Annotated in this window: 15 protein-coding genes; 7 read left to right on the top strand and 8 right to left on the bottom strand. The window is 72.4% G+C overall.

The window, feature by feature from the left end; genetic code table 11:
* A partial coding sequence (locus AAH979_RS30290) for a transposase (protein WP_346261551.1) occupies positions 1-1,079 on the bottom strand: 1,079 nt, incomplete at its 3' end.
* Positions 1,080-1,220: 141 nt separating this feature from the next.
* Here AAH979_RS30290 and AAH979_RS30295 point away from each other — a divergent pair.
* The 5 genes from AAH979_RS30295 to AAH979_RS30315 all read left to right on the top strand — a co-directional run bounded on the left by AAH979_RS30295 (position 1,221) and on the right by AAH979_RS30315 (position 5,903).
* A complete protein-coding gene (locus AAH979_RS30295) occupies positions 1,221-1,691 on the top strand; it encodes a roadblock/LC7 domain-containing protein (protein ID WP_101369297.1) in 471 nt (156 codons plus the stop codon).
* A 73-nt stretch (positions 1,692-1,764) separates the two neighbouring features.
* Entirely contained in the window at positions 1,765-2,268 is a 504-nt protein-coding gene (locus tag AAH979_RS30300) for a DUF742 domain-containing protein (protein WP_346261552.1), read from the top strand.
* Positions 2,246-3,031 carry an ATP/GTP-binding protein gene (locus tag AAH979_RS30305; RefSeq protein ID WP_346261553.1) on the top strand — a complete coding sequence of 262 codons (786 nt, stop codon included), beginning with the start codon at positions 2,246-2,248 and terminating at the stop codon, positions 3,029-3,031. The genes AAH979_RS30300 and AAH979_RS30305 overlap by 23 nt, the downstream gene beginning before the upstream one ends.
* A 53-nt stretch (positions 3,032-3,084) precedes the next feature.
* A complete protein-coding gene (locus AAH979_RS30310; protein WP_346261554.1) occupies positions 3,085-3,498 on the top strand; it encodes a hypothetical protein in 414 nt (137 codons plus the stop codon).
* 161 nt (positions 3,499-3,659) lie between these two features.
* A complete protein-coding gene (locus AAH979_RS30315; RefSeq protein WP_346261555.1) occupies positions 3,660-5,903 on the top strand; it encodes an AAA family ATPase in 2,244 nt (747 codons plus the stop codon).
* A gap of 46 nt (positions 5,904-5,949) precedes the next feature.
* Here the strand turns inward: AAH979_RS30315 and AAH979_RS30320 are convergent, their stop codons facing one another.
* The gene (locus AAH979_RS30320) at positions 5,950-6,357 is read right to left on the bottom strand and encodes a nuclear transport factor 2 family protein (protein WP_346261556.1); all 408 of its coding nucleotides are present in this window, start codon (positions 6,355-6,357) and stop codon (positions 5,950-5,952) included.
* A gap of 89 nt (positions 6,358-6,446) precedes the next feature.
* Between AAH979_RS30320 and AAH979_RS30325 the strand changes: the two genes are divergently transcribed.
* Positions 6,447-7,031 carry a helix-turn-helix domain-containing protein gene (locus AAH979_RS30325; RefSeq protein WP_346261557.1) on the top strand — a complete coding sequence of 195 codons (585 nt, stop codon included), beginning with the start codon at positions 6,447-6,449 and terminating at the stop codon, positions 7,029-7,031.
* A gap of 17 nt (positions 7,032-7,048) precedes the next feature.
* Here the strand turns inward: AAH979_RS30325 and AAH979_RS30330 are convergent, their stop codons facing one another.
* From AAH979_RS30330 to AAH979_RS30340, 3 genes are all read right to left on the bottom strand, one after another.
* Positions 7,049-7,594, bottom strand: coding sequence for a GNAT family protein (locus tag AAH979_RS30330; protein WP_346261558.1), 546 nt, complete (start codon positions 7,592-7,594; stop codon positions 7,049-7,051).
* A 184-nt stretch (positions 7,595-7,778) separates the two neighbouring features.
* Positions 7,779-8,375 carry a DUF4291 domain-containing protein gene (locus tag AAH979_RS30335; RefSeq protein ID WP_346261559.1) on the bottom strand — a complete coding sequence of 199 codons (597 nt, stop codon included), beginning with the start codon at positions 8,373-8,375 and terminating at the stop codon, positions 7,779-7,781.
* A gap of 111 nt (positions 8,376-8,486) precedes the next feature.
* Entirely contained in the window at positions 8,487-9,323 is an 837-nt protein-coding gene (locus AAH979_RS30340) for a hypothetical protein (RefSeq protein WP_346261560.1), read from the bottom strand.
* A 273-nt stretch (positions 9,324-9,596) separates the two neighbouring features.
* On the opposite strand from AAH979_RS30340, the gene AAH979_RS30345 reads away from it, so the two are divergent.
* Positions 9,597-9,809, top strand: coding sequence for a hypothetical protein (locus AAH979_RS30345; protein ID WP_107257510.1), 213 nt, complete (start codon positions 9,597-9,599; stop codon positions 9,807-9,809).
* A gap of 45 nt (positions 9,810-9,854) precedes the next feature.
* Here the strand turns inward: AAH979_RS30345 and AAH979_RS30350 are convergent, their stop codons facing one another.
* From AAH979_RS30350 to AAH979_RS30360, 3 genes are all read right to left on the bottom strand, one after another.
* Entirely contained in the window at positions 9,855-10,235 is a 381-nt protein-coding gene (locus AAH979_RS30350) for a DUF3263 domain-containing protein (protein ID WP_346261561.1), read from the bottom strand.
* A gap of 209 nt (positions 10,236-10,444) precedes the next feature.
* On the bottom strand, positions 10,445-11,461 hold the full coding sequence (locus AAH979_RS30355; protein ID WP_346261562.1) for an ABC transporter permease subunit: 1,017 nt from the start codon (positions 11,459-11,461) through the stop codon (positions 10,445-10,447).
* Positions 11,458-12,468 (bottom strand): ATP-binding cassette domain-containing protein, encoded by a 1,011-nt coding sequence (locus AAH979_RS30360; RefSeq protein WP_346261563.1) that lies wholly within the window; start codon positions 12,466-12,468, stop codon positions 11,458-11,460. The genes AAH979_RS30355 and AAH979_RS30360 overlap by 4 nt, the downstream gene beginning before the upstream one ends.
* Positions 12,469-12,582 lie beyond the last annotated feature (114 nt).

Here is a 12,582-nt window from a genome sequence, read left to right on the forward strand (position 1 = left end):
TCTGCCGTGGCGAGGATCGTCCTCGCGGCGTTCCGGTCCCGACAGGCGGTGTATCCGCAGTCGTCGCACCGGAAGACTCTGACACCCAACCCGAGACGGTGCTTGGCTCTCGTACCGCATTGCGAGCAGGTCATCGTGGTGTAGGCGGGCGGCACCAGCACCACCTTCCGGCCCGCCCGCAAGCCACGATCGACAAGTTCCCGCTTCGCCGCACCAATCGCCGCATCAGCGGCCTTGCCCGCCATCCGGGACCTGGCCAGGAACGTCGGCTTGAAATCCTCAACGGCGATCGTCGCGTGGTTGTCGACGATCTTCTTCGCCCAGACACGGGCATCGTGGGTGTTCTGCCGGGCCGCCTTCTTCGCCAGCTTCGCCGCCTGGCGTTTGGCGCGCAGGTAGCCGTTCGACGGCTTGACACCCCTGGGGCGCCGACGGCGGCTCATTCGGCGTTGGAGTTTGGCGAGTTCGGCGGCGCACCGTTTCCGGTGGGCGAGGTGTGGCAGGTCGTAGGCGGGGTCGGTGGTCGTCGCGGTCGTGGTTACGCCCCAGTCGACACCGATCGCCCCTTCGACGTCGGGGGCGGCGATAGCCTTGCGGCGGACGACGAAGGAGGCGTACCAGTGCCCAAGCGAGTCCTGGTAGACGCGGACGCTGGTCGGATCGGACGGCAGCTCGCGGGACCAGACGACCGGAATGCTGACGCCGCCGGGCAGCCGCAGCCGACGGTCGCGGATCGAGAACCCGCGCGTGGTGTATTCCAGGCTGGGCAGCGTGTCCTTCAGTCGTTTGACCCTCGGCCGGCCGCGTCCCTTCACCTTGAAGGAGCGCTGGAGGGCGAGAGCATAGGTGCGCAACGTCTGCTGCTGGGCGACCTGGGACCCTTCCCGCAACCACGGCGAGCGGGCCCGTGCCTCGGTCAACAACTTCGACAACCTGCCGAAGGTCGGTTTGCGGCCGGTCCTGTGCTGGTGGACGGCCTCGTTCCACAACCAGCGACACCGCCCCCACTCGCCAAGCAGCGCGGCCTCCGCAGTCGCGCCAGGGCGCAACCGGTAGGTGTACCGCACCGTCTCGTCCACGCCCACAAGCATCCCAGCCGCATCCGACAGATTTGACCCGCAGAGGACCCGCAGAGGAGTCGACGCCATGCCGAAAACCACCACGCCTGACCGCCCTTTCCTCCCCATGGCTGAAGCCAGCGGATTCTCGGGCAGCTCCCGATGAGCACTCCCTTCATCCGTACCGAGCAGGACCAGCAGGCAGCGGGCACCGGCGAGCTGAGCCAGGAGGCGCGCACCTTCAACTGGTTGCTGGACTCGTTCACGTCCGGCACCGCCGGCGTACAGGAGGCGATCGCGGTCTCCTCCGACGGTCTGCTGATGGCCATGTCGTCGATCAAGGACCGGTCGAACGCGGAGCGCCTGGCCGCGGTGGTCTCCGGGATGACCAGCCTGGCCAGCGGCGCCGCGAACTGGTACACGCTGGGTGCGCTCAACCGGGTGGTGGTGGACATGACCGACGGCTACCTGCTGGTCAGCGCGATCAGCAGCGGCTCGGTCCTCGGGGTGGTCGCCGACCGGTCGGCCAACCTCGGCACCGTCGCCTACGAGATGACCCTGTTCGCCGGTCGGGCCGGAGGCGCGCTCACCCCTCGGCTGATCGTCGAACTGAAGAACTCCGTTCAGTCGTGACCACGGGTGCTGCGGGTGGCGGCCCGCCGCGCCGTACCCCCCGGAACGCCTTCGGGCGGAGTGAGGGACCGGCATGACCGAGCGGAGCGAGCTGCCGGAGCCGGACGCCGAGCCGGAGCCGGAGGTACTGCCGACGGTCCGGATCCGTCCCTATCTCCAGGCCGTGCTGGCGGAGGAGAAGGCGGAGCCGGAGGTCGACACCGGGGAGCTGCCGATCGTGCAGCCGGTGCCGACCGGGCTGCGCCCGTTCGTGCTGACCTCCGGGCGGGTCTCCGGGGCCGACCCGGCGATCGGGTTGGAGACCCAGGTGACCGCCAGGATCGATGCCACGTCCTGGACCAGCCCACCGGTCAACCGGCTCTCCTCGGAACTCCAGGAAATCGTCGCGCTGTGCGTCGAGCCGATGTCCGTGGCGGAGATCTCCGCGCGGCTCCGGATGCATCTCGGCGTCACCAAGATCCTGGTCGGTGACCTGCGGGCCGCCGGCCACCTCGACGTACACATCTGTCCCGTCGAGGATGCCCACGACCCCGACCTCATTATGCGAGTGATCGATGGACTTCGTGCGATCTCCTGACTGGCCCGCCTCGCCGCCGGCCGGCCCCCTGGCGAACAGCGCACCCGGCCGGTACGGCAGCCCGCCCGGACACAGCGTCGGGACCGGCCGGGGGCTGCCCGCCGGGTACGCCCCGCCCACCCGCCACGTACCGCCCCGGCACGCCCGGGAGGCCGGCGCCGACCCGGCCGGGGCGCACCGGTCCGAGCAGCGGCGTGGTACCGCGCCGCCGATTCCGGTGAAGATCCTGATCGCCGGCGGTTTCGGGGTCGGCAAGACCACCACGGTCGGCGCCATCTCGGAGATCGCGCCACTGACCACCGAGGCGGAGATGACCACCGCCGGGATCGGCGTCGACGATCCGGGAATCCGCTCCGAGAAGACCACCACGACGGTGGCGATGGACTTCGGCTGCGTCACCATCGACCGCAGTCTCAAGCTCTACCTCTTCGGCACGCCGGGGCAGTCCCGCTTCGGGTTCATGTGGGACGACCTGGCCCGGGGCGCGCTCGGGGCGCTGGTGGTGGTGGACTCCTCGCGGCTCGACGACTGCTATCCCGCCATCGACTACTTCGAGCGGGCCCGTCTACCCTTCGTCGTCGCGGTCAACGCGTTCGACGGCCAGATCGCGCACGACCTGACGGCGATCCGTTGGGCGCTGGCGATCGGGGAACATGTCCCATTGGTCCAGTTCGACGCCAGAGATCGACTTTCGGTACGCGACGCCTTACTGATCGTGCTGGATCGGGCCCTGGATCGAGCGATCCGGGAGCGGGAGACTTAGCCCGCGACGGTCCGGCCGCGACGGGTCGGCGGTTGGCCGGGAAGGGTGACACGATGAGGGGCGAACTGGACGACGCACTGGCACGGATGGAGCGCCGGGAGGCGCTGCAACGACGACGGGCCCAGGAGGCGGCGGCCCGGGCCGGGTCACCGGTCGAGGAGGTGACCGACGCGGTCCAGCGGGTCGTCGCGCAGTATCCGAACGTGGCGGTCACGATGTGGGTCGCCGACGGACCGAACATCTCGGCGATGCACGTCGCCTGGTCGGACGGGGTGGTCACGGTACGCCCCGCCGCCGAGCCGGCGTTGCCGGTCGCCGGGCAGCCACCGCACTCCTGGCCGATGTCGGTGCGGACGGTGCCGAGCTGGGCCGCTCCGGAGGATCCGCCGACTCCGGACGCCGCCGCCCGGCTCGCCGACCTGATCCGGCGGGACCCGTCCCTGCTCGGCCCCGACGACCACGGCTGAGGCCGTCGACGGTCACCGGCGCACTGAACCTATTTCAACCTGGATCGCGCGCCGCTCACGCACCGCCGCCGACCTTGCGGTGCGCCGGACCGTAAGGAGAGGTCGAAAAAGGTTCACTCGTCGCGTCCCGGCGGCTGGTTCCCGGTCGGTACTCTCGGCCGGTGACGGGTCGGGATCTCACGCTCACCGCCAGCCTGCGGCCGGCCGCGCTGGACGCCCGCCGGGGCATCGTCCGGCTGCATCCGGAGGTACTGACCGCGCTGGGCCTGCACCCCGGCGCTCCGGTACGGCTCACCGGGCGCCGTACCACCGCCGGGATCGTGGCCCGGGCGGAGCCGTCGGCGAGCCGTGCCCTGCTCTACGCCGACGACCTGGTCCTCGGCAACCTCGGGGTACGCGACGGCAGCCAGGTCACCGTCACCCCGACCCCGGTGGTGGCGGCCCGCCGGGTGATGTTGACCGGCCCGCCGGAGATCGTCGCCGTGGTCTCGCCGGAGATGCTCCGCCTCGCGCTGCTCGGCAAGATGGTGACCACCGGTGACGACGTCTCCCTGCTGCCCCAGGACGTACTCCCGGACGCCGGCGTGCGGACCCTGGTCGAGGCGGCCCGGCGCAGCCTGGCGAACACTGTCGGCTACGCCTGGACCAGCACCCTGTTGACGGTCACCTCGGCGGAGTCCGCGAACGGGCTCCCCGGCGGCGGCACGGACTCCGTGCTGGTGACCATGGACAGCGTGGTCGGCTGGCAGGGCGGCCACGCCACGCACGGCACCGCACCGACCGAGGTACGGGCGGTGACCGGCGGCCCCAGCCCGGCGGCGGCGACCAGGGCGGTGCCCGATCCGGCGCCCGGGCTGGACGAGCTGCCCGGGCTGCGGGCCCAGGCCGAGGAGCTGACCGAGCTGCTGGACCTCGGCTTCCACCACCGTGAGGTGCTGGGCCGGCTGGGCACCACTGTCTCGCTCGGCGTACTGCTGACCGGTCCGGCCGGGTCCGGCAAGTCCGCGCTGGTCCGGGCGGTCTCCCGGGCGGTGGGCGCCCGGTTCGCCGCGATCTGGGCGCCCGAGGTGGCGGCGCTGACCAACGACGCCGCCGCCCGGCGGCTGCGCGAGGCCGTCGCGTCGGTCCGGGACGCGCCGCCGGCGGTACTGCTGGTCTCCGACGTCGAGGCGCTGGCCCCGCGCGACACGCCCGGTCCGGTGGGCACGGTCTTCCGGCAACTGCTCGCCGAGACGGTACGCGCCGGAGCCGCCGTGGTCTGCACGACCAGCCGACCCGAGTCGGTGGATCCGGCGCTGCGCTCCCCCGACCTGCTCTCGCTGGAGATCGCGATCCCGCTGCCGGACGCCGCGCTGCGCCGGGAGCAGTTGACGGTGCTGACCCGCGGGATGCCGCTGGCCGAGGACGTCCGGCTGGACGAGGTGGCCGCCCGTACGCCCGGATTCGTCGCCGCCGACCTGGCCGCGCTGACCCGGGAGGCCGGGGTACGCGCCGCGCTGCGGCAGAAGGAGGCGACCGCCCCGACGGTGGCGATGGCCGACTTCTCGGCGGCGCTGGAGGTGGTCCGGCCGACCTCGATGGCCGAGTCCTCGATGCTGGAGCTGGCCGACGTGACCCTGGACGACGTGGGTGACATGGCCGAGGTCAAGGAGACGCTGACCGAGTCGGTGCTCTGGCCGCTGAACTATCCGGACACCTTCGCCCGGCTCGGCGTGCAGCCGCCGCGCGGCGTACTGCTCTACGGCCCGCCGGGCTGCGGCAAGACCTTCCTGGTCAGCGCGCTGGCCGGTACCGGGCGGGCGAACGTGCTGTCGGTGAAGGGCGCGGAGCTGCTCTCGAAGTGGGTGGGCGAGAGCGAGCGGGCGGTCCGGGAGCTGTTCCGGCGGGCCCGGGAGGCGGCCCCCACCCTGGTCTTCCTCGACGAGGTCGACGCGCTGGCCCCGGTACGCGGCCAGGCCACCGACGGCGGCACCACCGACCGGGTGGTCGCGGCGCTGCTCACCGAGCTGGACGGGGTGGAGCCGCTGCGCAACGTGGTGGTGATCGGTGCGACGAACCGGCCGGATCTGGTGGACCCGGCGCTGCTGCGGCCGGGCCGGCTGGAACGGCTGGTCTACGTGCCGCCGCCGGACGCCGCCGCAAGGGCCGAGATCCTGAGGGCGGCTGCCCGGTCGGTGCCGCTGGCCGAGGAGGTGGAGTTGGCGGCGCTGGCCGAGGAGCTGGACGGGTTCTCCGCGGCGGACTGCGCCGCGCTGGTCCGGGAGGCGGCGCTCGCGGCGATGCGGGAGTCGCTGGAGGCGAGCACGGTGCACGCCGGGCACGTAGCGACGGCCCGGGCCCGGGTCCGGCCGTCCCTGGATCCGGGCCAGGTCGCCTGGCTGGCCGGGTACGCCGCGCAGCGGTGAGCCGGTGCCGGTCGGGCCGCCCGGTGGCGCCGGACTGGCCGGTGGCTCACTCCTGGCCGGTCGCCAGGGCCAATGCGGCCGGGTTCTGGTATTCGCGCCAGTGCGCCACCCGGCCGTCCCGGACCCGGAGCACCGCGATGAACGGGGCGGAGGCGGAGACGCCGGTGGTGGTCAGGGTGGCGGCGAGTTCGTACTCGACGACGATCACCTCGGGGTCGGTGGTCTCGTGGATCACCACGTTGCGGCAGTCGTCGATCCGGAGCGGGAGTTGGGCCCGGCCGGCGGCGGCGAAGTCGAGGAACTCCCGCCGGCCCTCGATCCGGTGGGGTCGGCCGGGTGCGGCGAACGGCATCTCCACCACCACGTCCTCGGCGAGTTGGTCCTCGGCGAAGACGGCCGTGTTGGCCAGGAAGTTGTTCCGGATCCGGGCGAAGGCTTCGCTGGGCGTGCTCATCGGGACATCTCCTCGACGCTAGAGTGAGTGATGACTCGACTTAGGAAGATAATGAGCCTCGACTCATTTTGCAAGGAGGGCAGCCCCGCATGACGTCCCGGACAGCCGATCCCGGCCGGCCGCTGCGCGCGGACGCGCAGCGCAACCGCGTACGGATCCTGGCGGCCGCCGAGGAGGTGTTCGCCGAGCACGGCGTCGCGGCGTCGACCGAGGAGGTCGCGGCCCGGGCCGGGGTCGCCATCGGTACGGTCTTCCGGCACTTCCCGACCAAGAACGACCTGCTCGCCGCGATCATGAAGGGCGTACTGGCCGGGCTGGTCGAGCAGGCCGCCACGCTGGGCGGCGACAACCGCGACGGCACCGGGCTGTTCACGTTCTTCGCCCAGACCGTCGAGCAGGCCGCCACCAAAAAGGCCGTGGCCGACCTGCTGGCCCGGACCGGCGTCGAGATCCAGCTACCCGAGGTGCTGGACGTGCTCGGCGAGGCGGTGCACGGCCTGCTCCGTCAGGCCAGGGCCGCCGGCACGGTCGACCGGCAGGTACGCCTGCCCGAGGTGATGGCGCTGCTCGCCAGTACCTGCCAGGGCGCCCTGCACGGGGGCTGGGACGCTGAGCTGCGGGAACGTACCCTGGCGATCATCTTTGCCGGCCTGCGGCCGGGCGCGGCCCGCTGACGGCGGGCGACCGGCGGCTACCCGGCCCCGCCGGCCGCCCGGGCCTCACCAGGCGCCGGCACGTCCTCGTTGACCCCGAGTCGGATCTCCGCCCGGATCGCCGTGCCGTCGCCGTCCAGCACCGCGCCGCAGCGGGCCAGCAGGTTCAGCGCCGGGATGTTGTCCGCCCGGGTCTCGGCCACCACCCGCCGGGCGCCGGCATCGATCGCCTCGGCCAGCAGCAGCCGCAGTGCGATCAGCCCGATGCCCTGCCCCCGGGTGGACTTGCCGAGCCACATCCCGGTCTCCAGGGTGCCCGGCTCGGCGTGCCGGCCCAGCCGGCCCATCCCGACCACGTCGCCGTCCTGGACGATCGCGTACATCAGGTTGCCGGTCGGCCCGGAAAGGCCGCCGAAGTTCGCCCGGTGGAACTCCCGGAACGCGTCCCGCCGAGCCTGTGACCAGCCGGCAGGCGCCTCGACCGGCGGCATCACCTCGTCCGGCTCGGTCTCGGCGACCGCCACCGACAGCAGCGGTTCGAGATTCTGCTCGTCTACCGGCGTCAGCCGTACCTCACGGGTCACGATCTCGATGCTTCTCGCCGCGTCGCCGCCGCGTCCACCGGTTTGCCAGACCCGCTCCGTTCGGGCCACCCCGACCCGACCGGGCGACCCCCTGCCCGACTGGCTGGTCGTGCCGACCCCGGCGCCGGCCGGCGGACCCGCGACACACCTCGGGTGGGCACGGTACGACCGGCGCCGGCCCGGATCAGGACGCGCCGATGACCGCCGCCACCGGCTCCGGCAGCGGGTACGGCCGCTCGGCGGGGAGCAGCGCGGCCGCCGCGTCCCGCTCGCCGGCCCGCAGGTGTGCCCGGATCGCCTGCGCGGTCGCGGTGACGTCGCGGATCCCGACGGTCCACTCGTCCACGTACCGGGTGACGGCCGGGCCGCTCAGCCCGACCTGGAGGGACCGGTGCGGCAGCGGTGCCAGCTCCAGCGACCGCTCCGGATCCCACTGCACGCGTACCGGGCTGGTCTTCAGCCGCGCGGCCCAGTCCGACCGGCTCGGATACCGGTCCCGGTCGTAGTGGCTCAGGCAGGCCCGGCCGAGCGCCCACTCGAAGCCGTCCCGGGTGATCTCGACCGCGAGTACCCGCTCCTGCCCGGGCTTCTCCGCCCAGCCGCAGCGGTACATCATCCACCGGAAGGACGGCTTGATCCAGGTCATCCGCTCCCGCTTGAACGGGGCCACGAACCGGCCGGCGGCCAGCGCCGGCTCGGCGATCGACGGCGCGTACGCCTGGTAGACCGTGATCGTCTCGTCGGTGTAGCCGGCCCGGACCTGCCGCTGGGGAATCGACACGCCGCCGATCGTCGCCGTACCCGGCGATCGCCGCCACCCGGTTTCGACCCGCCACCCGGTTTCGACCCGGCGCCCGCGCTGCCAGGGCCGGTGCCGTGCCCGGGCCGGCGTTCAGTCGTCGAACTCGCAGAGCACCGCGGTGGCGTCGTCGTGCCGCTTGAAGCCGCTGCGCCGCTGGCCGTCGCCGGCCTCGACCAGCCGGACCCGGCGGATCAGCTCGCCCGGCCCGGCCTCGCTGAGCAGGTCGAGCAGGCCACGCCAGTCGAAGAGGCCGAACTGCTCGACCGCGACCGAGGCCCCGTCGGTGAGCAGCGCGGCCCGGCGGATCCGCCCCGGCCCGTGCAGCGGCAGGCTGCCGGCGACCGCGTGGTACGCCGCATCCGGATTGGCGGCGGCCACCCAGTAGCCGTGGGTCTGGTTCATCTGCTCCCGCTGCAACGCCACCGCCCGGCGGAACCGGGTCGCCGGGTCCACCTCACCGCCCACCCGCGCCACGGTGGTCGCCTTCTGCCGCAGGTCGGCCATTGCCGCCCGTAGCCGCTCGTCGGAGACCACCTGGACCCGCTCGCCCAGGTCGAGCACCAGCGGGCTGTCGCAGAGCACCAGGTAGTCGACGGAGTCGCCACCGTTCCGCAGCAGGCAGACGGTCGCCGACGGGGTGCCGGGATGGTCGAGGTCGCAGGCACCGCCGTGGTCCGCGCGTACCGCCAGGATCGCGGCGGCGAGGTTGCCGGTCAGCGCGGCGGCGGGCCGGTCCGCCGCGGCCAGCCCGAGCCGCGCCGCGAGCCGCCGGACGTACCAGGCCGGACCGTGTACGCAGCCGGTGTCGAAGCCGTCCGGCACCGTCGCTCCGTCGAGTACGCCGACCAGTTCCCCGTACCGGAAGACGTGGTCCTCGTTCTCCAGTCGTCCCGGCGCGGCCGCCGAGGCCGACCGGACCCGCATCATCGGCGCAGCTCCGGCTGCGGGCGGCCTGACGGTCTCATCGGCGGCTCCCCGGCACTCCGACGGTGGTCCTCTCTCCTGTCTACCGTGAATCAGACCCGATCCGGCCGAAATCGACGGGTCGGGAAGCAGTTCCCCGCGACCGGCCGTCGGGGTGGGCGACCCGTTGCCGAGCGGGCGTCGGCGCGGGCGGCGCACCCCATCTGGGCAACCTGCCTGCCTGCGACAATTACCGACGGTAACGTCGGTGGCGGGGCTTGACACGAGGGGGCGCAGATGTTGGAGCACCTGCACCGGATGGGCCTGCGGGCCGAGCACATGTACATGGCGGGCGCGGCCAGCATCGGGCTGTCGTTCCTGAGCTGGTGCCTGTCGAAGCAGATGGAGAGCGCCGGGATCGACCGGGCCGACCGCTGGGGCATCTTCATCGGCGAGTGGGCGCCGACCTTCATCGCACTCGGCAACGGGCTGCGCACGTACGAGAAGTGACCGTTCCCGGCGGGCACGGGGCGGCCGGTCCGGAAACAGGCGTGGTCAGCGGCGGCGGTTGCGGCTGCGGGCCGCGCGCAGCCGGCGGAGCCGGGCGACCAGCATCGGCTCGGCCTCCAGCGCGGCCGGATTGTCCAGCAGTCCGTTGAGGAGCTGGTAGTACCTGGTGGCGGAGAGGTCGAACGCGTCCCGGATCGCCTGCTCCTTGGCGCCGGCATGCTTCCACCAGCGCCGTTCGAAGGCCAGGATCTCGCGTTCCCGCTCGGACAGTGCCGGGTCGGCCGGCGGCGCCGGGGCGGGGATCTCGGGTACGTCCTCCGACTCCGCACCGGGCGCGGGCCGCGGCTGCGGAACGTGGACGGTCTCGGCGTGCCCGGCGGCGACGTCGTCCGCCTCGTCGTCGGCCGGAGCAGAGGCGTTCCTCATGGCGCTCCCCCGGGAGTAGACACGGCACGACCTGCGAACAGCTCACCAGCCTACCGACGCCCGACCAAGACCGCACCGGGCGCCACCGGCGACAATCGTCACCTCCGGACGGCCCGTTCCCAGGCGCGGCGGCCGCCGGGGGCGGCACCCCCCGGCCGCCGCCCCCGACCCCCGTCACCCGCCGCCACGACAGATCAGGTGACGTCCCGTCAGGTGATGTCCCGCCGCCGCATCGACCAGATCGCCCCGCCGAGCACGGCCACCAGTCCGACGGCGAGCAGGACCGACGAGTTCTGCCAGGTGATGTCCTTGGTCAGCGGTTGACACTCGCCGGTGAACGACGCCTGGCAGGCGTCCCAGTTCTGCAACGTGACCTTCTTGTCCATCCAGGCCAGCAGGTACGTCGGCAGCAGCCAGCTCTCCATGAACCTGACCTGGGCCACCGCCAGTACGATGCCCAGGCCGAACTGCCCGACCACCATCACCCCGAGCACCCCGCCGAGCGCCAGCGCGGTGTGCCGGCCGAGCGAGGCCAGTCCGAAGCCGAGCACCCCGGCCACCAGGATCAGGACGAGCCCGCGCAGTCCGGTCAGGCCGAACGACTGCCAGGCCCCGGAGGTCATGCCCGCGGTGCTGCCCCGGAGGCTGCCGGTCGCCCAGAACGCCGCCGTCCAGAGCGCGCCGGTCAGCACCGTCACGCCGAACAGCGCGGAGAGCAGCGCGCCCAGCTTGGTGAGGAGTACCCGGATCCGCTGCGGTCGCCAGAGCAGCAGGTTCATCATCCCGCCGGAACTCCACTCGGCACCCACGAACGAGGCACCCCCGACGAACGCCACCAGCGCGAGTACGGCGGTGAGCGTGGTGATGGTGCTGGCGAACTCCTTGCGGAACTCGAAGGTGGCCGGCAGGTGCCAGTCGGCCCGGAACACCTCCCGGGGCGGCGGCTGGATGTCCGCGCACTTCTCCGGGTAACGGTCCGTCGAGGCGTTGCCGGCCGCCTTCGCCTGCTCGCACTCCTTCCGGTGCTGCTCGGTCATCGCGACGTTCTGCTGGTATTCCTGATCTGCGGCGCGTTCCGCCTGGGCGACCTGGGCCGGCCCGATCTTCTGGTTGGTGACGAACATCCCGACCGCGACGGCGACCAGCACGAGCAGCCCGGCCAGGGTCAGATAACGGACGAACCGCCGCTTGGCGAGCCGGCGCAGTTCCGTGGTGTAGAGGTTCACACCCCCCACCCCCCGTTCGCCCTGGAGTCGGTCGCGCCCCCGTCGACCACCACGGACTGGTCCACCTGGCGGTGCTGGCCCGGCACCGGAGCGGTGGCGGTCAGCTCCAGGAAGACGCTCTCCAGGTCGACGGTGATCGGGGCCAGCTCGCTGACGTAGAGGTTGTTGGCGGCGAGCGTACGGGTGACGGTGGCTGGTTTGTCCACCTCGTACACCAGCAGGTGGTCGTCGTGCGGGTTGACCCGGGCGCCGGCCCGGGTGAGCAGGTCGACGGCGGCCGGCAGGTCGGTGACCGCCTCCAGCCGGACCCGTAGCCCGCCGCCGGAGTGCTCGGCCAGCACCTCGGCGACCGGACCGGCGGCGACCCGACGGCCCAGCGAGATGATGGTGACCGAGTCGCAGATGAGCTGCACCTCACCGAGGATGTGGCTGGAGACCACCACGGTCATGCCGGACGCGGCGAGGTCACGCATCAGGCTGCGCATCTCCCGGATGCCGCCCGGGTCGAGGCCGTTGGCCGGCTCGTCGAGTATCAGCAGCTTCGGGTTCTTGAGCAGGGCGGAGGCGACCGCGAGCCGCTGCTTCATGCCCAGCGAGTAGGTCTTGACCCGGTCCTTGGCCCGCTCGCGCAGCCCGACCAGCTCCAGCACCTCCATCACCCGGGTCTGCGGCACGCCGCCGGCCCCGGCCAGCAGCGAGAGGGTGTCCCGGGCGGAGAAGTGCGGGAAGAACTGCGGGCTCTCCACGATCGCGCCGACCTTGCCGGCGACCACCGGCAGCGCCGCCGGCACCTCCTGGCCGAGGATCGCCATCCGGCCTCCGTTGGGCCGGATCAGCCCGAGCAGCGTACGCAGCGTGGTGGTCTTGCCCGAGCCGTTGGGGCCGAGGAACCCGTGCACCTGGCCCGCCTCGACCCGCATGTCGAAGCCGTCCAACGCCTGCCGGGTGCCCCGGCGTCTACTCCGGTAGGTCTTCCGCAGACCTTCGATCTCCAGTACGGCAGCCATTTCGGCCTCTCTGGTCGTGTCCGGAATCGCCTACGTCCGGTAACGACCGACACCGTACCATCGCTTTGCACGCTACCCCGCTATACACGCTACTTCGGTTGCGGTAATCGATCG

Origin of the sequence: Plantactinospora sp. ZYX-F-223, from assembly GCF_039649625.1 — a bacterium.
Taxonomy (GTDB): domain Bacteria; phylum Actinomycetota; class Actinomycetes; order Mycobacteriales; family Micromonosporaceae; genus Plantactinospora.